This is a genomic window from Streptomyces sp. GbtcB7, assembly GCF_019091445.1.
Classification (GTDB): domain Bacteria; phylum Actinomycetota; class Actinomycetes; order Streptomycetales; family Streptomycetaceae; genus Streptomyces; species Streptomyces mirabilis.
This window is the reverse complement of record NZ_JAGXJM010000001.1, coordinates 591954-609850: the sequence shown is the minus strand read 5'-3', so window position 1 is coordinate 609850 and position 17897 is coordinate 591954. Positions and strand designations below refer to the sequence as shown.

The 17897-nt window shown below is 70.5% G+C and carries 13 protein-coding genes; 10 read left to right on the top strand and 3 right to left on the bottom strand.

From position 1 onward, the window contains the following. Positions 1-38: 38 nt before the first annotated feature. The 6 genes from KVT44_RS02745 to KVT44_RS02720 all read left to right on the top strand — a co-directional run bounded on the left by KVT44_RS02745 (position 39) and on the right by KVT44_RS02720 (position 7781). Positions 39-1328: an extracellular solute-binding protein gene (locus KVT44_RS02745; protein ID WP_190168551.1), complete on the top strand. Its 1290-nt coding sequence runs from the start codon at positions 39-41 to the stop codon at positions 1326-1328. 778 nt (positions 1329-2106) lie between these two features. Beyond that, a complete protein-coding gene (locus KVT44_RS02740) occupies positions 2107-3105 on the top strand; it encodes a carbohydrate ABC transporter permease (protein ID WP_099923032.1) in 999 nt (332 codons plus the stop codon). A gap of 12 nt (positions 3106-3117) precedes the next feature. Beyond that, complete coding sequence (locus KVT44_RS02735) at positions 3118-4023, top strand: sugar ABC transporter permease (RefSeq protein ID WP_054230821.1); 906 nt, start codon at positions 3118-3120, stop codon at positions 4021-4023. 77 nt (positions 4024-4100) lie between these two features. Continuing rightward, complete coding sequence (locus KVT44_RS02730; protein WP_217565916.1) at positions 4101-5750, top strand: glycoside hydrolase family 13 protein; 1650 nt, start codon at positions 4101-4103, stop codon at positions 5748-5750. 25 nt (positions 5751-5775) lie between these two features. Continuing rightward, positions 5776-6810 carry a LacI family DNA-binding transcriptional regulator gene (locus KVT44_RS02725; protein ID WP_054230823.1) on the top strand — a complete coding sequence of 345 codons (1035 nt, stop codon included), beginning with the start codon at positions 5776-5778 and terminating at the stop codon, positions 6808-6810. Between the two features lie 110 nt (positions 6811-6920). Then, positions 6921-7781 (top strand): phosphatase PAP2 family protein, encoded by an 861-nt coding sequence (locus KVT44_RS02720; RefSeq protein WP_099923030.1) that lies wholly within the window; start codon positions 6921-6923, stop codon positions 7779-7781. Between the two features lie 175 nt (positions 7782-7956). Here the strand turns inward: KVT44_RS02720 and KVT44_RS02715 are convergent, their stop codons facing one another. Then, a complete protein-coding gene (locus KVT44_RS02715) occupies positions 7957-8862 on the bottom strand; it encodes a LysR family transcriptional regulator (RefSeq protein WP_190168553.1) in 906 nt (301 codons plus the stop codon). Between the two features lie 129 nt (positions 8863-8991). On the opposite strand from KVT44_RS02715, the gene KVT44_RS02710 reads away from it, so the two are divergent. Next, complete coding sequence (locus KVT44_RS02710; RefSeq protein ID WP_217565915.1) at positions 8992-9909, top strand: DMT family transporter; 918 nt, start codon at positions 8992-8994, stop codon at positions 9907-9909. 69 nt (positions 9910-9978) lie between these two features. On the opposite strand, the gene KVT44_RS02705 is transcribed toward KVT44_RS02710, so the two are convergent. Beyond that, complete coding sequence (locus tag KVT44_RS02705) at positions 9979-12975, bottom strand: bifunctional [glutamine synthetase] adenylyltransferase/[glutamine synthetase]-adenylyl-L-tyrosine phosphorylase (protein ID WP_217565914.1); 2997 nt, start codon at positions 12973-12975, stop codon at positions 9979-9981. Between the two features lie 325 nt (positions 12976-13300). Between KVT44_RS02705 and KVT44_RS02700 the strand changes: the two genes are divergently transcribed. The 3 genes from KVT44_RS02700 to KVT44_RS02690 are packed head-to-tail and all read left to right on the top strand — an operon-like array spanning position 13301 to position 16618. Further along, a complete protein-coding gene (locus KVT44_RS02700; protein ID WP_217565913.1) occupies positions 13301-14191 on the top strand; it encodes an alkaline phosphatase family protein in 891 nt (296 codons plus the stop codon). A gap of 1 nt (position 14192) precedes the next feature. Beyond that, the gene (locus tag KVT44_RS02695) at positions 14193-15596 is read left to right on the top strand and encodes an MFS transporter (protein ID WP_190168556.1); all 1404 of its coding nucleotides are present in this window, start codon (positions 14193-14195) and stop codon (positions 15594-15596) included. Continuing rightward, positions 15593-16618 (top strand): TolB-like translocation protein, encoded by a 1026-nt coding sequence (locus KVT44_RS02690; protein ID WP_217565912.1) that lies wholly within the window; start codon positions 15593-15595, stop codon positions 16616-16618. The genes KVT44_RS02695 and KVT44_RS02690 overlap by 4 nt, the downstream gene beginning before the upstream one ends. Positions 16619-16656: 38 nt before the next feature. Here KVT44_RS02690 and KVT44_RS02685 read toward each other — a convergent pair whose 3' ends face one another. After that, on the bottom strand, positions 16657-17829 hold the full coding sequence (locus KVT44_RS02685) for a GDSL-type esterase/lipase family protein (RefSeq protein WP_217565911.1): 1173 nt from the start codon (positions 17827-17829) through the stop codon (positions 16657-16659). Positions 17830-17897 lie beyond the last annotated feature (68 nt).

The following is a 17897-nucleotide window of genomic DNA, read 5'->3' as shown; positions in this document are numbered from 1 at the left end:
AAGGGAAGATCCGGGCAAACCCTCTTCTAGGAGTTCATATGCGACGTGGCATATCGATCGCCGCCGCGGTGACCGTCATCGCGCTGACCGCGACCGCCTGTGGTGGTTCCGACGGCAACTCGTCGAGCAAGCCGAAGGCCGCCGGCGACATTTCCGGGACGATCACGTACTGGGACACATCGGACGCGGCGACCGAAGCCCCGACGTACAAGGCTCTCATCAAGAAGTTCGAGGCCAAGTACCCGAAGATCAAGGTGAACTACCAGAGCGTCCCGTTCAGCGACGTCGAGCAGAAGTTCAAGTCGGCGGCGAAGAGCGGCAAGGGTGCCCCGGACGTCGTCCGCACCGACGTCGGCCTGATGGCCGAGTACGCCTCGCTCGGTTACATCGCCCCCCTCGACGGCACGATCGCGCTGAAGGACACCTCGGACTTCAACTCGGGCCCGCTCAACACCACCAAGTACAACGGCAAGACGTACGGCGTCCCCTCGGTCACCGACACCCTGGGTCTCCTCTACAACAAGGATCTCCTGAAGAAGGCCGGCATCGCGCAGCCGCCGACCACCTGGGACGAGTTCATCGCCGACTCGAAGACCATCAAGAAGAAGACCGGGGCGTACGGCACCTACCTCAACCCGGACTCGTACTTCCTGCTCCCGCTGCTCTACAGCAACAACGCGGACATGGCCGACACCTCGGCCAAGAAGATCACCATCTCCGACGCCAACGCCGTCACCGCGATCACCACGGCGAAGAAGATCCAGGACGAGGCGTCGATGAAGGTCGACTACGCCAACGCCTACCAGAACATGCAGACGGCGTTCAAGACCGGCAAGGTCGCCATGCTGGTCCAGGGTCCCTGGTCGGTCAGCGAGGATCTGGGCGGCAGCGCGTTCAAGGGCAAGGAGACCAACCTCGGCTACGCGCCCGTCCCGGCCGGCCCCGGTGGCAAGGCCCAGGCGCCGACCGGCGGTCACAACCTCGCGGTCTACCAGGGCTCCAAGAACCTGGACGCCGGGTACCTCTTCACCCAGTTCATGACCTCGACCGACAGCCAGGTCGAGATCGCCAAGGGCACCGGCACGCTGCCGACCCGCAAGTCGGCGTACACGGCCGAGGTCACCTCTGACGCCAAGATCGCCGGCTTCAAGCCGATCCTGGAGCAGACCGCCCGTCCGCGCGTCGCGCTGCCGCAGGTCGGCTCGCTCTTCACGCCGCTCGCGCAGAACTACGTGAAGATCCTGCAGGGCAGCGAGGACGTCAAGGCCGGTCTCGACGCCACCGCCAAGGAGTTCCAGAAGCTCCTGCCCGGCTACACCATCGGCTGACCGGGCAACCCCTGATCCACCGGTAACCGAAGAACGCGCAGCCCCGGGGAACGTTTTCCCCGCTGCCGCCCCGAACGGGGCTCCCCCGGGGCTGCGGTCACCGGTTCCCTCAGGATCACCGGACCCACCGGGCCCCGGGCCATCGGACCCCGGACCCACAAGGCCCCGGGCCGTCGGACCCCGGGATCCCCAGACCCGGGCCCACCAGACCCACGGGGCACTGGCCCCAGGGGGTGACCAGACCCCGGGTCCCGGATCCCAGACCCCGGGTCCACCAGAGCCTCGGGGCCCTGGCCCCGCGGGTTGACCGAGTCCCGGATCCCGGATCCACCAGGCCCCGGACTCTGGACCCTGGGCCCACCAGATCCCGGGCCCCCAGACTCCCCGGATCCCGGGTCCACCGGACCCTGGACTCCGGATCCACCAGACCCCGGCTCCCGGACCCCTGGACCCCGGACCCACCGGATCCCTGGATCCGGGCCCACCAGCCCCCAGACTCTCGATCCACCAGACCACCAGACCCACCGGAACCCGGATCCCGGGTCTCCACCGGGTCCCCAGACCCCGAGCCCCTGAATCCAGGGCCCACCGGACCCCGGACCCTGGACCCTGGACCCTGGACCCATCGAACCCGAGATCCACCGAACCCCAGGCTCACCGAACCCCAGATCCACCAGACCCTCGGATCCACGGGGGCCACGGGGGCCACCGGACCCCGGGTCACCAGATCTCCCGAGCCCCAGACCTCCGCATTTCCGCCGCGAAAGAGCCGATGAGGATGACGACCGCAGCGAGCACCGAGAAGACCGACCAGCCAGCGCCCGGCAAGAACGCCGCGCGCCCCCCACGCGTTTCGGCGCTCCGGCGGTCCTGGGACAAGTACTGGTACGCCTGGGCCATGGTGACCCCGGTCGCCATCGTCCTCACCGTCCTCGTCCTGTATCCGCTCGGGTACGGCATCTACCAGTCGCTGACCGACGCCAACGAGTCGAACGTGGCGTCCACCATCGGCGCCTTCCACCGCCCGGCCACCTACAAGTTCGTCGGCCTCGACAACTACTGGCACGTGCTGTCGGGCGCGGACAGCGACTTCTACCCGCGCCTGCTGTGGACGGTCATCTGGACGGTGTCCTGCGTGACCCTCCAGGTCGGCATCGGCATGGGCCTCGCGGTGCTGCTCAACCGCAAGGTCCGCTTCCGCGGTTTCTACCGCGCCATGCTGATCCTGCCCTGGGCCGTCCCCTCGTTCATCGGCGTCTTCGCCTGGCGGCTGATGCTCAACTCCCAGTACGGCGTCTTCAACGAGATCATCACCGCGTTCGGCCTGCCGGCCCAGGACTGGCTCGGCACCCCGCTCGCCCAGAAGATCGCCGTCATCATGGTGAACGTCTGGATCGGCATCCCCTTCAACATGGTCGCGGTGCTCGGCGGACTCCAGTCCATCCCCAAGGAGCTGTACGAGGCCGCCGAGATGGACGGCGCCTCCCCCTGGCAGCGCTTCGTCAACGTGACGCTGCCCGGTCTGCGCCCGGTGTCGAACACCGTGATCCTGCTCGGCTGCATCTGGACGTTCAACATGTTCAACGTCATCTATCTGCTGCTGGGCAACAACACGAGCGGCGACGCCGACATCCTCGTCACCTTCGCCTTCCGCAAGGCGTTCACCGGCATCTCGGACTACGCGGGCGCGGCGACGTACGGGATCATCATCCTCGCCCTCCTGCTGGCCTTCTCGACCTTCTACCGCCGCAGCACCCTGAAGTCCGAGCAGGCGTAAGGAGCCCTCGCCATGACCGCAGCAACCCACGAGTCCTCCGCGACCGCCACTGCCGGCCGGTCCGCCGTGGCCACCCCCCGCAAGGTCCGCGGCCGCGAGGAACGCAGCCTCGGCTCCTCGATCGCCCTGCACGGCACGCTGATCGTCGCCACGGTGATCGCGGCCTTCCCGGTGATGTGGATCCTGTTCATCTCGCTCGGCCCGAAGAACGCCTGGCAGCAGCCGAGCGAGGTGTTCTCGCACCTCAGCCTGCACAACTACAGCGATGTGCTGTCCCAGACGGACCTGCCGAAGTGGTTCCTGAACACCGTCGTCGTGGCGGGCGGCACCACCGTGCTCGGCGTCTTCCTCGCGGCGACCGCCGGATACGCGGTGTCCCGGATGAAGTTCCCCGGCAGCAGGCAGCTGATGTGGACCTTCCTGGTCACGCAGATGTTCCCCAGTATCGTGCTGATCGTGCCGCTGTATCTCCTTATGTCCGAGCTGAACCTGCTGGACAACTACCTCGGTCTGATCCTGGCGTACGCGACGACGGCGGTGCCGTTCTGCGCCTGGATGATGAAGGGGTACTTCGACACCATCCCCAAGGAGATAGACGAGGCGGGCCGGGTCGACGGGCTCACCCCGTTCGGCACGTTCTGGCGGCTGATCGTGCCGCTGGCCAAGCCGGGCCTCGCCGTGACCGCGTTCTACAGCTTCCTCACCGCCTGGGGCGAGGTCGCGTACGCCACGCAGTTCATGCAGTCCGACCACTACACACTCGCTGTCGGCATCCGCACCTTCGCGCAGGACCAGCGGCCCGACTGGGCGTGGACCTCGGCCACGGCGATCATCATCACCCTTCCGGCGGCCCTCGTCTTCATGCTGGTGCAGCGCAGCCTGGTCTCCGGTCTGACGGCCGGAGGCACGAAATCCTGACGGCCCGCCCGCACTTAGCGGACCCCTCGCACTCAGCAAGCGCCTCCGTCGTTCCCCCCGCACCCCTAAGGGAATCCATGACCCAGCACGTCACCGACGCACTCCCCACCGACGCCTCCTCCGCCGCCTCCGGGCGCCGGGAGTGGTGGCGCGACGCGGTCATCTACCAGGTCTATCCGCGCAGCTTCGCGGACGGCAACGGCGACGGCATGGGTGACCTGCCCGGCGTCCGGGCCCGGCTCCCGTACCTGAAGGAACTCGGCGTCGACGCGGTGTGGCTGTCCCCCTTCTACGCCTCCCCGCAGGCGGACGCGGGCTACGACGTGGCCGACTACCGCGCGGTGGACCCGATGTTCGGCAACCTCACGGACGCCGACGACCTGGTGCGGGACGCGCACGGCCTGGGGCTGCGGGTGATCGTCGACCTGGTGCCCAACCACTGCTCGGACCAGCACGAGTGGTTCAAGCAGGCGCTGCGCGAGGGCCCGGGTTCGCCGATCCGGGAGCGCTTCCACTTCCGTCCCGGCAAGGGGGAGAACGGCGAACTTCCCCCCAACGACTGGGAGTCCATCTTCGGCGGGCCGGCCTGGACCCGCGTCGAGGACGGCGAGTGGTACCTGCACCTGTTCGCGCCCGAGCAGCCCGACTTCAACTGGGACCACCCGGCCGTCCACGACGAGTTCCGCTCGATCCTGCGCTTCTGGCTGGACCTCGGCATCGACGGCTTCCGCATCGACGTCGCCCACGGCCTCGTCAAGGCGGCGGGTCTGCCCGACATCGGCCACGACGAGCAGGTCAAGCTGCTCGGCACCGAGGCCGTGCCGTACTTCGACCAGGACGGCGTGCACGAGATCTACCGCAGCTGGCGGCGGATCCTCGACGAGTACACGGGCGAGCGCATCGCGGTGGCGGAGGCGTGGACGCCGACCGTCGAGCGCAGCGCGCTGTACCTGCGCCCGGACGAGCTGCACCAGGCCTTCAACTTCTCCTACCTGACCACCGGTTGGAACGCGGCGGACCTGCGCGAGGTCATCGACCGCTCGCTCGGCGCCATGAACGCCGTACACGCGCCCGCGACCTGGGTCCTGTCCAACCACGACGTGGTACGGCACTCCACGCGTCTCGCGGAAGGGGACGAGGCGCGTGGTCTGCGCCGGGCCCGGGCGGCGACCCTGCTCATGCTGGCGCTGCCCGGCTCGGCGTACCTCTACCAGGGCGAGGAGCTCGGGCTGCCCGAGGTCGTCGACCTGCCCGACGAGGTCCGCCAGGACCCGGCGTTCTTCCGCAGCGCGGGCCAGGACGGCACCCGCGACGGCTGCCGGGTGCCGCTGCCGTGGTCCGGCGAGGTCGCACCGTTCGGCTTCGGTCCGGTCGAGGGCGGCCCGAGCTGGCTGCCGCAGCCGGCCTCCTGGAAGAACCTCACGGTCGAGGCGCAGGAGGGCGACCCCACCTCGACGCTGGAGTTCTACCGCAGCGCGCTCGCCGTGCGCCGCGAGCACCCGGCGCTCGGCGCGGGCCGTCAGGTGACCTGGCTGCCGGCGCCCGACGGGCTCCTCGCCTTCCGCCGGGACACCGCAGAGGGCTCCTTCGTCTGCACGGTGAACCTCACCTCGGCCCCCCTCCCGCTGCCCACCCCGGGCACCCTGCTGCTCGCCAGCGCGGACGTCGAGCCGGGTGTCGAAACGACCGAACTGCCCGCAGATTCAACGGTCTGGTGGGCAGTCTGAGATGCGACCGGTACAGTCCAATCCTGTGACCACACGGCTTGCCGACATCGCAGCCCAGGCGGGGGTCAGTGAGGCGACTGTCAGCCGCGTCCTGAACGGGAAGCCGGGCGTCGCCGCGACCACCCGCCAGTCCGTCCTGGCCGCGCTCGACGTCCTGGGCTACGAGCGTCCGGTCCGGCTGCGGCAGCGCAGCGAGGGCCTGGTGGGCCTGATCACCCCGGAGCTGGAGAACCCCATATTTCCGGCCCTGGCGCAGGTCATCGGCCAGGCCCTGACCCGCCAGGGCTACACCCCGGTCCTCGCCACCCAGACGCCGGGCGGCTCCACCGAGGACGAGCTGACGGAGATGCTGGTGGACCGGGGCGTCGCCGGCATCATCTTCGTCTCCGGTCTGCACGCCGACACCTCGGCGGACATGCAGCGCTACGAGCAGCTGCGCGCCCAGGGCGTCCCGTTCGTCCTGGTCGACGGTTTCTCGCCGAAGGTCCAGGCGCCCTTCATCTCCCCGGACGACCGCGCGGCGATGGCCCTCGCGGTCACGCACCTCGTCTCGCTCGGGCACACCAACATCGGACTCGCCCTGGGTCCGAAGCGGTTCGTGCCCGTGCAGCGGAAGATCGAGGGCTTCGTGCGCACGATGCAGGAGCAGTTGGGGCTGAGCCCGGCCGACATCGAGGAGCGACTGGTCCAGCACTCGCTGTACACCCTGGAGGGCGGTCAGGCCGCGGCCACCGCCCTCATGGACCGGGGGTGCACGGCGGTGGTCTGCGCGAGCGACATGATGGCCCTCGGCGCGATAAGGGCGGCGCGTCAGCGGGGCCTGGAGGTGCCGAAGGACATATCGGTCGTCGGCTTCGACGACTCCCCTCTGATCGCCTTCACCGACCCGCCCCTGACGACGATACGCAAGCCGGTCCCGGCCATGGGTCAGGCGGCGGTGCGGACGTTGCTGGAGGAGATCGGTGGAACTCCGGCACCGCACAGTGAGTTCGTGTTCATGCCGGAGCTGGTGGTGCGCGGTTCGACCGCTTCGGCCCCTGGGGACCGGAATCGTCCCTGAGGAGGAGCCCCTACGTTGCGCGTAGGACTCCTCCTGTCGTAGAACGTGCGGCCAGGACCCAACCAGGGGATGATCGGTCGCGGAACGCTTTTCTGGCAGACTTTGTGCCTATGGGTGAGACGACCGTGACGACACTGGAAGGCCAGGACCGGGCCGCTCCACGCCCCGTCGCGGAGGAGAACGCGGGGAAGGCGTTCCTGCGCCGACGGCGCACCCCGCGTCGCCCCCGCTTCTGGTTCGAGATCCTGCTCATCGCCGTGAGTTACTGGACGTACTCACTGATCCGCAACGCGGTGCCCGAGCAGAAGCAGGAGGCGCTGCGCAACGCCGACTGGCTGTGGCGCATGGAGCACCATCTCGGAATCGCCGTCGAGCAGTCGGTCAACCACGCCGTGAACTCGGTGACATGGCTGATCATCGGGATGAACTACTACTACGCGACGCTGCACTTCGTCGTGACGCTCGGTGTCCTGGTGTGGCTCTATCGCAGCCACCCCGGCCGGTACGCGGCGGCGCGCCTCGCGCTCTTCGCCACCACGGCGGTGGCCCTGCTCGGCTACTACTTCTTCCCGCTGGCCCCGCCCCGCCTGATGAACGGCGGCGACTTCGTCGACACGGTGGTCGTCCACCACACGTGGGGTTCCATGGCCTCCGGGGACCTCAAGCACATGTCCAACCAGTACGCCGCGATGCCGTCGATGCACATCGGCTGGTCCCTGTGGTGCGGTCTGACCATCTTCGCCCTGGCCTCGGTGCCGTGGGTGCGCGTCCTGGGCCTGCTCTACCCGGCGGCCACGCTGCTGGTCATCGTCTCCACCGCCAACCACTTCTGGCTGGACGCGGTGGGCGGCATGCTGTGCCTGACCTTCGGCTTCACGGTCGCCCGCCTCTGGTACGGCGCTCTGCCGTACGCCCTGCCCCGCTGGGTTCCCGGGACGCGCGGCGCGCCCCTGGTGCCGCTGGAGACCTGACGCCCGAAGCTGTCGTCGAACGGGCCCGTCGGTGACCGACGGGCCCGTTCGACGTCCCCCGGAGCGATACGTCCCGTCTCGCGACCCTCCAGCACCTGGAGCCCGGCGTGAGCCGTCACCACTCGGGGTGGGCCGTCACCGGTCGGGGTGGGCCGTCACCGGTCGGGGTGGGCCGTCACCGGTCGGGGTGGGCCGCGCCCCGCAGCGCGTCCAGCAGTCCGCGCAGTGCCGGCCGTTCGGCCGCGCCGGGACCCGCCTCCCGTACCGCCGCGTAGAGGACCCGCACCGGCTCAGGAGCGCGCACCTTCCGCACCACCACACCAGGGTGCCGGCTCCCCAGCCCGAGCCGGGGAATCAGACTCACTCCGAGCCCGGCCGCCACGAATCCCTGAGCGGTGGCGTAGTCCTCGCTCTGCACCGCGAACGAGGGCCGGAACCCGGCAGTCGCACAGGCGTCCAGCTGGGCGTCGAGACAGGGCCCCGGCCACTCGCTCCCGACCCACGGCTCATCCGCCAGCTCCGCCAGTTCGAGCAGCCGCCGCCCCGCGAGCCGATGCCCCCTGGGCAGCACGACCCGGTACGGATCATCGAGCAGACGTACGAGCCGTATGCCCTCGGGACCGATATCGTCGGCCCGCACCACGAGGGCGAGATCGGCCCGCCCCTCCTTCACGTCGGGCAGCGGATCCTCCACATCGATCAGCTTCAACTCCACCCGCACGCCGGGGTGCTCACGCCGAAACCGCGCAACGGCGGGAGCGACCAGCGCGGCCCCGGCCGTGGCGAAGTACCGCACCGCAAGCCGCCCCGTCCGCCCCGCCCGCAGATCCGCGAGGGCGGTCTCCGCCTCGGCGACCTGCCGGCCGATGGCGTCCGCGTACTCGGTCAGCAGCAGCCCCGCCGCGGTGGGCCGCACCCCGCGCCCGACCCGCTCCAGCAGCTCGGTCCCCGCCTGCTTCTCCAGCGCCCCGATCTGCTGACTGACGGCGGACGGCGTGTACCCCAGATCCGCCGCGGCCGCCGTCACCGACCCGCTGCTGACCACAGCCCGCAGCACCTGCATACGCCGCACATCAAGCATGAAGCACACCTTAACAGTGCATGCAAAACACTTCACTTGTCCTCAACTCAAACCCCAAGGACCGTAGGACGCATGCCAAGCGCCCAAGCCGCCTCCCCCCTCCGTTCTTCTCTCCGTTCCTCTCTCCGCATGGCCACCCTGGCGCTCCTCTGGGGCTCCGGCTTCCTCTGGATCAAGGTGGCCCTGGACCACGGCCTGTCCCCCGCCCACCTCACCCTCACGCGCTGCGCCCTGGGCACGGCGGTCCTCCTGCTCCTGGCCCGCGGGGCGCACCAGCGCCTCCCCCGCTCCCGCGCCCTCTGGCTCCATGTGACCGTCGCGGCGCTGTTCTGCAACGCGATCCCCTTCGCCCTCTTCGCGCTCGGCGAGCAGACGGTCGACTCGGGGATCGCGGGCGTCATGAACGCGACGACTCCCCTCTGGTCGCTCCTCCTGGGCGCGGTTCTCGGCACGGACCGCGCCCTCCACCCCCTCCGCCTGACCGGCCTGTTCCTCGGCTTCGCGGGCGTGCTGCTGATCTTCGCCCCCTGGCAGCACGACGGCCTGGCCGGCTGGGGCGCCGGAGCCCTCCTGGCCGCCGCGGCGAGCTATGCGATCGCCTTCACCTACATGGCCCGCCACCTCACCCCCCGCGGCGCGCCCCTGGCCGTATCGGCGGCCCAACTCCTCATGGCCACGGCGTGGACGACCCTGACCCTCCCCACGGCGGCCCCCACCCACCCCGACAGCACGGCCCTGCTGGCGGTCACCGTCCTCGGCGTCTTCTCCACCGGCCTGACCTTCTACCTCAACTACCGCATGATCGCCGAAGAGGGCCCCACCAGCGCGGCCACGGTCGGCTACCTGCTCCCCGTGGTCTCGGTGACGCTCGGCGCCCTGGTCCTGAACGAGACGCTCGGCCCCCGCACCCTGGCGGGCATGGCGGTGGTCCTGGCCGGAGTGGCAGCCACCCGCACCCGCCCCCGAACGGAAGGGGCCGTGCCGGTACGTCAAAGCCCGTCGCTTACGTCCGGGCCTGGAAGCGGCTCCTCACAGGGCAACGCCTGATCCGGCGGCGACGGGCTGACGTACCGGCACGGCCCCGACCCGCCCACCGCGCGGGCAGGCCCCCAGGGCTCACGCCCCGTAGAACAGCACTTCCACGACGGCCCGAGCCCGCCGAGTGGTCCGCCGGTAGTCCTCGAGCATGTCGCCGACATGACCGGGTCCGTACCCCAGGTACCGTCCGACCGCGGCAAGTTCACGCCCGTCGGAGGGAAACGTGTCCCCGGCCCGCCCCCGCACCAGCATCACCGCGTTGCGCACCCGCGTGGCCAGCACCCACGCCTCGTCCAGGATGGCCGCGTCCTCCCCGGACACCAGCTCCGCCGCGCACGCCGCGCCCAGCGCCTCCCGTGTCCGAGTGGTCCGCAGCCCCGGCTCCACCCACCCGTGCTGCAACTGGAACAGCTGCACGGTCCACTCCACGTCGGACAGCCCGCCCCGCCCCAGCTTGGTGTGCAGCGTCGGATCGGCCCCGCGGGGCATCCGCTCCGACTCCATCCGGGCCTTCAGCCGCCGGATCTCCCGTACGGCGTCGTCACCGAGACCCTCCGCGGGATACCGCAACGGATCGACCAGTTCGATGAACCGCCGCCCCAGGTCCTCGTCCCCCGCGACGATCTCGGCCCGCAAGAGGGCCTGCGACTCCCACACCAACGACCACCGCCGGTAGTAGGCCTCATAGGAGTTCAGCGTCCGCACCAAAGGCCCGGACTTCCCCTCGGGCCGCAGATCGGCGTCGATCAGCAAGGGCGGATCCGCGCTGGAGACCTGAAGCAACCGCCGCATCTCCGAGACAACCGCGTTGGCCGCCCGGGATGCCTCCTGCTCGTCGACACCCTCCCGGGGCTCATGCACGAACAGCACGTCCGCATCGGACCCGTAACCGAGCTCGTGCCCCCCGAACCGCCCCATCCCGATGACGGCGAACCGCGTGGGCAGCGTGTCCCCCCATCTGTCCCGCACCACGGCCCGCAGGGTCCCCGCCAGCGTCGCCGCCGTCAGGTCGGACACGGCCCCGCCCACCTGATCCACCAGCGCGCCCTGATCGGCGACGGCCGGCGTCTCCTCGGTGCCGTACGAGGCGACGATGTCCGCGGCGGCCGTACGGAACAGCTCCCGCCGCCGCACACCACGCGCGGCGGTCACCGCCTGCTCGCCCCCGTCGGCCCGCCTCACCGCGGCGAGGATCTCCTGCTCCAGATGGGCACGGCTGCGCGGTTCGAGCCCGCCCCCGTCCCCGTCACCGAGCAGCGCGACGGCCTCCGGCGCCCGCATCAGCAGGTCCGGGGCGAGCCGCCCGGCCGACAGCACCCGCGCCAGGTTCTCCGCCGCGGCCCCTTCGTCCCTCAACAGCCGCAGATACCAAGGGGACTTGCCCAGGGCGTCCGACACCTTGCGGAAGTTCAGCAACCCGGCGTCGGGTTCGGCGGAATCCGCGAACCACCCCAACAGCACGGGCAGCAGGGTCCGCTGGATCGCGGCCTTCCGCGAGACCCCGGAAGCCAGCGCCTCCAAATGCCGCAGCGCCGCGGCCGGATCGGCGTACCCGAGGGCGACGAGCCGCTCCCGCGCCGCGTTCGGACTCAGCCGGCTCTCGCCCGGGGCGAGTTGGGCCACGGCGTCCAGCAGCGGCCGGTAGAACAACTTCTCGTGCAGCCGCCGTACGACAGCCGCGTGCCGCTTCCACTCACGGTTCAGCTCGACGACGGGATCGGCCCGAAGCCCGAGCGACCGCCCGATGCGCCGCAGATCGGCATCGTCCTCGGGCACCAGATGGGTCCGCCGCAGCCGGTAGAGCTGTATCCGGTGCTCCATGGACCGCAGGAAGCGATAGGCCTCGTCGAGCTGCACGGCGTCGGCCCGCCCGACATAGCCGCCGGCCGCGAGTGCCTTCAACGCGTCCAGCGTGGTCCCGCTGCGCAGCGAGGTGTCGGCCCGCCCGTGCACCAACTGGAGGAGCTGCACGGCGAATTCGACATCGCGCAGTCCTCCCGGTCCGAGTTTCAGCTCGCGCTCGATCTCGGCGACGGGGATGTTCTCCACGACCCGCCGCCGCATCTTCTGTACGTCGGCGACGAAGTTCTCCCGCTCGGCGGCGTGCCACACCAGGGGCGCCAGCGTGGCCACGTACTCCTCGCCGAGTCCAAGGTCCCCGGCCACGGGCCGCGCCTTCAACAGCGCCTGGAACTCCCAGGTCTTGGCCCACCGCTGGTAGTAGGCGAGGTGACTGCTCAGGGTCCGTACCAGCGGCCCGTTCCGCCCCTCGGGCCGCAGATTCGCGTCGACGGGCCAGATGCTGCCCTCGACGGTGGTCTCGGAACAGATCCGCATCATGTGGGAGGCGAGCCGGGTGGCGGCCTGCAGCGCCTTGCGCTCGTCAGCCCCGTCCACCGCCTCCCCCACGAAGATGACATCGACGTCGGACACGTAGTTCAGCTCGTGCCCCCCGCACTTCCCCATCGCGACCACCGCGAGCCGGCACAGCGCGGCGTCGTCGGGCGCGGCCCTGCCGGCGATGGCGAGCGCGGCGCGCAGGGTGGCCGTGGCGAGGTCGGCGAGTTCGGCGGCGGTCTGGGCGAGGTCGGTGGTGCCGCACACGTCGCGTGCGGCGATGGACAGCAGGCAGCGCCGGTAGGCGACGCGCAGGGCGACGGGATCGGTCGCCTGCGCCAGCCCCCGCTCGAACTCCCGCACCCCGGGGTGGAGGTCCTGTGGCTCGTACGTCACGAGCGCCTGCCAGTCGCTCGGGTGCCGGGCGAGGTGGTCGGCGAGGGCGGCGGAGGCACCGAGGACGCCGAGCAGCCGGTCGCGCAGCGGCTTGGCCGCGATCAGGGTGTCGAGGAGTTCCCGCTCGGCGATGTGGCCGTCCTGCGCCTCGACGAGCCGGACGAGCCCGAGCAGCGCGAGATCGGGATCGGCGGTGGCGCCGAGCGCGTCGAGGAGCACCGGATCGGACCGTATGGGCTCGAGCTCCGCGCCGTCCAGGAGGCGCTCGGCGGCCGACGGATCGGTGAAGCCGTGTCGCAGCAGCCGCGTGAAGGTACTGCTCCTGCGCCCCGGCGCCATCATCCTGGGCCCTCCCGTCGGATCAGGTCGCACGACCGGTCCGATCAAGGTCGTACGAGCCCGAGCCTAACCCCGGTCCCCGCGGTGGCGCCCCGCGCCGGAATCGGCTTCCGTAGGAGGTGTCCTCGGATGTGGTCCGCGCGAGCTGCGAGGAGGGTAAGAAAAGTAAGAAGGCGAGCGGGGTGCCGGCGACCGCGCAGGCCGGGAGGTAAGCAGTTCATCAGGTCTTCACCCCGCCGGTTGGGTGGCTTGGCGCAGGGGAATGTTGGCGTGAGCATGCTCTGTCCGCACCGCCACCGTCGCCTTCCCCCCCCACCGGAGGTCTGAAGTGTCCGGCAGAACCGTGTACCGCCGCAGTCGTGCCGTCGTGGCGTCCGCCCTCGCCTTCACCGCAGCCGCGGTGGGCCTGTGGACCGGCCTCGGCGGCTCCACCACCGCGCACGCCGCGGCCGGGGTGCCGACCCCGGACCACGTGGTCGTCGTGGTCTTCGAGAACCACGCGTACAGCCAGGTGATCGGCTCCTCCAGCGCCCCGTACATCAACTCGCTCAAGACCGGCGGCGCCAACCTCACCTCGTCGTACGCCGAGACGCACCCGAGCCAGCCCAACTACTACGCCCTCTTCTCCGGCTCCACCCAGGGCGTCACCGACGACAGCTGTGTCACCCCCGGCTTCTCCTCCGCCGCGAACCTCGCCTCCGAGGTGATCGCGGCGGGCAGGACCTGGGCCAGCTACAACGAGACGCTGCCCAGCCAGGGCTCCACGACGTGCAGCAGCGGCAACTACGCGCAGAAGCACAACCCGTGGTTCGGCTTCAGCAACGTACCGACGTCGACCGCGAAGACCTTCACCCAGTTCCCGACGGACTACACGACGCTTCCGCAGGTCTCCTTCGTGGTCCCCAACCTGTGCAGCGACATGCACGACTGCTCGGTGTCGACCGGTGACACCTGGCTGAAGAACAAGCTGGGCGCGTACGCGACCTGGGCCAAGACCCACAACAGCCTGCTCGTCGTCACCTTCGACGAGGACAACCGGCTCAGTGGCAACAAGATCCCGACCGTGTTCTACGGCCAGCAGGTGACCGCGGGATCCACCAGCTCGACCACCTACAACCACTACGACCTGCTGCGCACCCTGGAGGACTCGCAGGGCCTGTCGACACACGCGGGCAACGCCGCCTCCGGCAAGGACATCACCGGCATCTGGACGTCCTGAGATGTACGTGGCGGACAGCCGCGCCTCCACGAGTGCGGCGTCCGCGGAAGGCGCCGTCCGGCCTCGTGCCGGACGGCGCCGTGCCGCGGTCGCGCCCACGGTGCTGGCGCTCGGCGCGGTCAGTCTCATCACCGACGTATCGTCGGAGATGGTCACGGCGGTACTGCCCCTGTACCTGGTGACGGGCCTCGGCCTGTCCCCGCTGGGCTTCGGTCTCCTGGACGGCATCTACAACGGCTTCTCGGCACTCGTCCGGCTGATCGGGGGCCACCTGGCCGACCGCGGCGGCGGCCGCCACAAATGGGTGGCGGGCTTCGGCTACGCCCTCTCGGCGGCCTGCAAGCCCCTACTGCTCCTGGCCCACACGCTCACCCCGATCGGCCTGATCCTGGCCGCCGACCGCACCGGCAAGGGCCTGCGCACGGCCCCGCGCGACGCGCTGATCTCGCTGTCGAGCACGCCGGAGACACGGGGGCGCGCGTTCGGCGTGCACCGGGCGATGGACACGGCGGGCGCGCTGTTCGGTCCCCTCGTGGCCTTCCTGATCCTGCGGGCCACGGTCGACGGGTACGACGCGGTGTTCACGGTGAGCTTCTGCGTGGCGGTGGTGGGCGTACTGGTCCTGGTGCTGTTCGTGCCGAACGGTGCGCACCGTGCTCGTACGAAGTCCGGTCCGGACAGCGCTCGTACGAAGTCCGGTCCCGACGGCGCTCGTACGAAGTCCGGTCCCGACGGCGCTCGTTCGCAAGCGACAGGGACGGCACCGCAGGGAATCTCCGGGGACACCGCACCTCGCCCCACCCTGCGCGCGGCCCTCGCTCTCCTCGCCCGCCCCGACCTGCGCCGCGTCACCCTCTGCGCGCTCCTCCTGGGCCTCGCGACGGTCAGCGACTCCTTCGTCTACCTGCTCCTCCAGCGGCGCCTGGGCGTACCGGACCGCTGGTTCGCGCTGCTGCCCCTCGGCACGGCGGCGGCCTTCCTGCTCCTGGCCGTCCCACTCGGCCGCCTCGCGGACCGGGTCGGCCGCTGGCGGGTGTTCCTGGCCGGCCACGGCGCCCTGCTCCTCGCGTACGCCCTCCTGCTCACCTCCTGGCACGGAACGGCACTGCCGTACGCCGTCCTGCTCCTGCACGGCTGCTTCTACGCCGCCACCGACGGCGTACTGATGGCGGTGGCCTCGGAGAGCGTGCCCGAGGAACTGCGCTCGTCCGGTCTCGCCCTCGTCCAGACCGGCCAGGCCCTGGCCCGTTTCGTCTGCTCGCTCGGCTTCGGCGCGGCGTGGACGGCTTGGGGCGACCGTACGGCGCTCACGGCGTCGACGGTGGCGCTGGCGCTCTGCGCCCTGTTCGCGCTCACACTCCGCCGTCCCACTCCCTCCGCTGCCCCTTCAGAAGGCCTCGCATGACCCTCCGTACCCGCATCCTGGTCCTGATCTCGGCGCTGGTCGTCCTGGCGGGCGTGGCCACGGCCTCCGTGCTGCACGCCTCGGTCCGCGCGGACCGCAAGAACCAGACCCAGCCCGGCGGCCCGAGGATCACCACGGGCACGGTCGCGCTCGCCACCGGGTCCGGGAGCCGCATGATCTTCCGGAACATGGCCTGGGGCCCGCACCGCGACGAACTGACGACGGTCCCGGCATCGAACCCCTCGGGGCCCCGCACGGCGTCGAAGGTCAAATGCCTCCGCTTCTACGCGGCCGCGGGCACCGGCGTCTGCCTCCAGTCGGTGCACGGCCCGGTCCAGGACACCTACCGGGCCGTCATCCTCGACACGCGCCTGCGCGAGACGGCCCGCTACGACGTCCCCGGCATCCCGTCCCGCGCCCGCGTCTCCCCCAGCGGCCGGTACGCCGCGTGGACGGCCTTCGTCGGCGGCGACTCGTACGCGGGTACGAACTTCTCCACGCGCGCGGCGATCGTGGACACGAGAACGGGGAAACTGACCCCCTCCTTGGAGGCGTTCCGCGTCGTGAAGGACGGCAGGACGTACCACGCGGCGGACGTCAACTTCTGGGGCGTCACGTTCGCGGCCGACGACCGCACGTTCTACGCGACGCTGGCGACGAAGGGCAGGACGTACCTGGTCCGTGGAGACCTACGGGCCCGCACCCTCACGACCCTCCACACCAACGTCGAATGCCCGTCCCTCTCCCCCGACGGCACGCGCGTCGCCTACAAGAAGCGCGTGCCGGGCCTGTCGAAGGACGCCCCCTGGCACCTGTACGTCCTCGACCTGCGCACGATGCGCGAAACCCCGCTGGCCGAGCCCCGCAGCGTCGACGACCAGGTGGTCTGGCGCGACGACCGCACGATCGTCTACGCCCTCCCCGGCGACTATGGAGCCGACCTCTACACCGTCCCGTCCGACGGCACGGGAAAGCCGCGCCGCATCAGCACCGCGGCGGTGTCTCCCGCGTACGTGAACTAGCCGACGGCGTACGTGAACCAGGCGAAGGCGTACGTGAACTAGGCGAACGCGCCCTGGGCGGTGAAGGCCAGCTTGGCGAAGCGTTCGCCGATACGGCGATGGGTGGCGGCGTCCGGGTGGAGCTGGTCGGGCAGCGGCAACTCGGCGAAGTCGGCCTCGCCGTAGAGGTCCAGGCCGTCCAGGTGGTGCAGGTTCGGATCCTCGGCCGCCCGCTGCTCCACGATCCGGGCCAGCTCGTCGCGGATGACACGCAACGTCAGTTTCCCGCTCGCGCGCTCCGCCGGATCCCCCACGGCCAGGAACCGCAGCCGCCCCGCACCGATATCGGAGAGGTCCGGGGCGGTGGGCCCGGGCGTGTCCTCATGGATGGGACAGAGAAGAGGCGAGACGACCAGCAGCGGCGTGGTGGGATGCCCGTCACGGACGGTGTCGAGAAAGCCGTGCACCGCCGGGCCGAAGGCACGCAACCGCATCGCATCGGTGTTGACCAGGTTGATCCCGATCTTGACGCTGATCAGGTCGGCGGCGGTGTCCCTCATGGCCCGCGCGGTGAACGGATCGAGCACAGCGCTCCCGCTCAGCCCCAGGTTGATCAGTTCCACACCGGCGAGGGAGGCGGCGAGCGCGGGCCAGGTGGAGGTGGGCCCGGCGGCGCTGGAACCATGGCTGATCGAGCTGCCGTGATGCAGCCACACCTTGCGTCCCCGGTCCGGCGCGGGCTCGACGGGGGCGTCGGTGCGCAGGGCGACGAGTTCGGTGGTCTCGTTGTACGGCAGCCAGATCTCGACGTCCTTGACGCCGTCGGACAGACCGTCGAAACGGAGGGTACCGACCGCTCCCGGCCGGGTCGAGGCAGCTCCGGTGGCCATGTCGACGGTCATCGCGTTGCCGCCGATCACGCTCGCCTGCCCCGCCGGCCGGCCGTCGACGACCAACTCGTACACCCCGTCCGGGCGGGGCGGCGCACCCACGTAGACGAGCTTGGTGGGCAACGTGTCCAGCTCGACGGCGGTGGCCCGGGTACGGAAGACCAGCCGTACGCCGGAGGGCTGGGCCTCGGCCAGGGCGAGCTGTTCGTCGGGGATCTGCCTGCGGGCCCGGGCGGGCAGCCGGTGCGGGAGGACACCGCGTTCGGTGGGTTCCAGGTCCAGGGCGCCGCGCAGGAGGTCGGCGGTGACGGGTGTGGTGATCCAGTCGTGGTCGGCGGTCATGGCCTCGGTGTCTCCATCAAAACTCTCGGGCGCCGGAATCGACAGGAGGGACGATTCCGGCGGGACGA

Bases quoted from the DNA above. Each gene is read 5' to 3' on its own strand.
- KVT44_RS02735 (WP_054230821.1), top strand. From the start codon at position 3,118: ATGACCGCAGCAACCCACGAGTCCTCCGCGACCGCCACTGCCGGCCGG.
- KVT44_RS02705 (WP_217565914.1), bottom strand. From the start codon at position 12,975: ATGATGGCGCCGGGGCGCAGGAGCAGTACCTTCACGCGGCTGCTGCGA.
- KVT44_RS02730 (WP_217565916.1), top strand. From the start codon at position 4,101: ATGACCCAGCACGTCACCGACGCACTCCCCACCGACGCCTCCTCCGCC.
- KVT44_RS02695 (WP_190168556.1), top strand. From the start codon at position 14,193: ATGTACGTGGCGGACAGCCGCGCCTCCACGAGTGCGGCGTCCGCGGAA.
- KVT44_RS02690 (WP_217565912.1), top strand. From the start codon at position 15,593: ATGACCCTCCGTACCCGCATCCTGGTCCTGATCTCGGCGCTGGTCGTC.
- KVT44_RS02685 (WP_217565911.1), bottom strand. From the start codon at position 17,829: ATGACCGCCGACCACGACTGGATCACCACACCCGTCACCGCCGACCTC.
- KVT44_RS02740 (WP_099923032.1), top strand. From the start codon at position 2,107: ATGACGACCGCAGCGAGCACCGAGAAGACCGACCAGCCAGCGCCCGGC.
- KVT44_RS02720 (WP_099923030.1), top strand. From the start codon at position 6,921: ATGGGTGAGACGACCGTGACGACACTGGAAGGCCAGGACCGGGCCGCT.
- KVT44_RS02710 (WP_217565915.1), top strand. From the start codon at position 8,992: ATGGCCACCCTGGCGCTCCTCTGGGGCTCCGGCTTCCTCTGGATCAAG.
- KVT44_RS02715 (WP_190168553.1), bottom strand. From the start codon at position 8,862: ATGCTTGATGTGCGGCGTATGCAGGTGCTGCGGGCTGTGGTCAGCAGC.
- KVT44_RS02745 (WP_190168551.1), top strand. From the start codon at position 39: ATGCGACGTGGCATATCGATCGCCGCCGCGGTGACCGTCATCGCGCTG.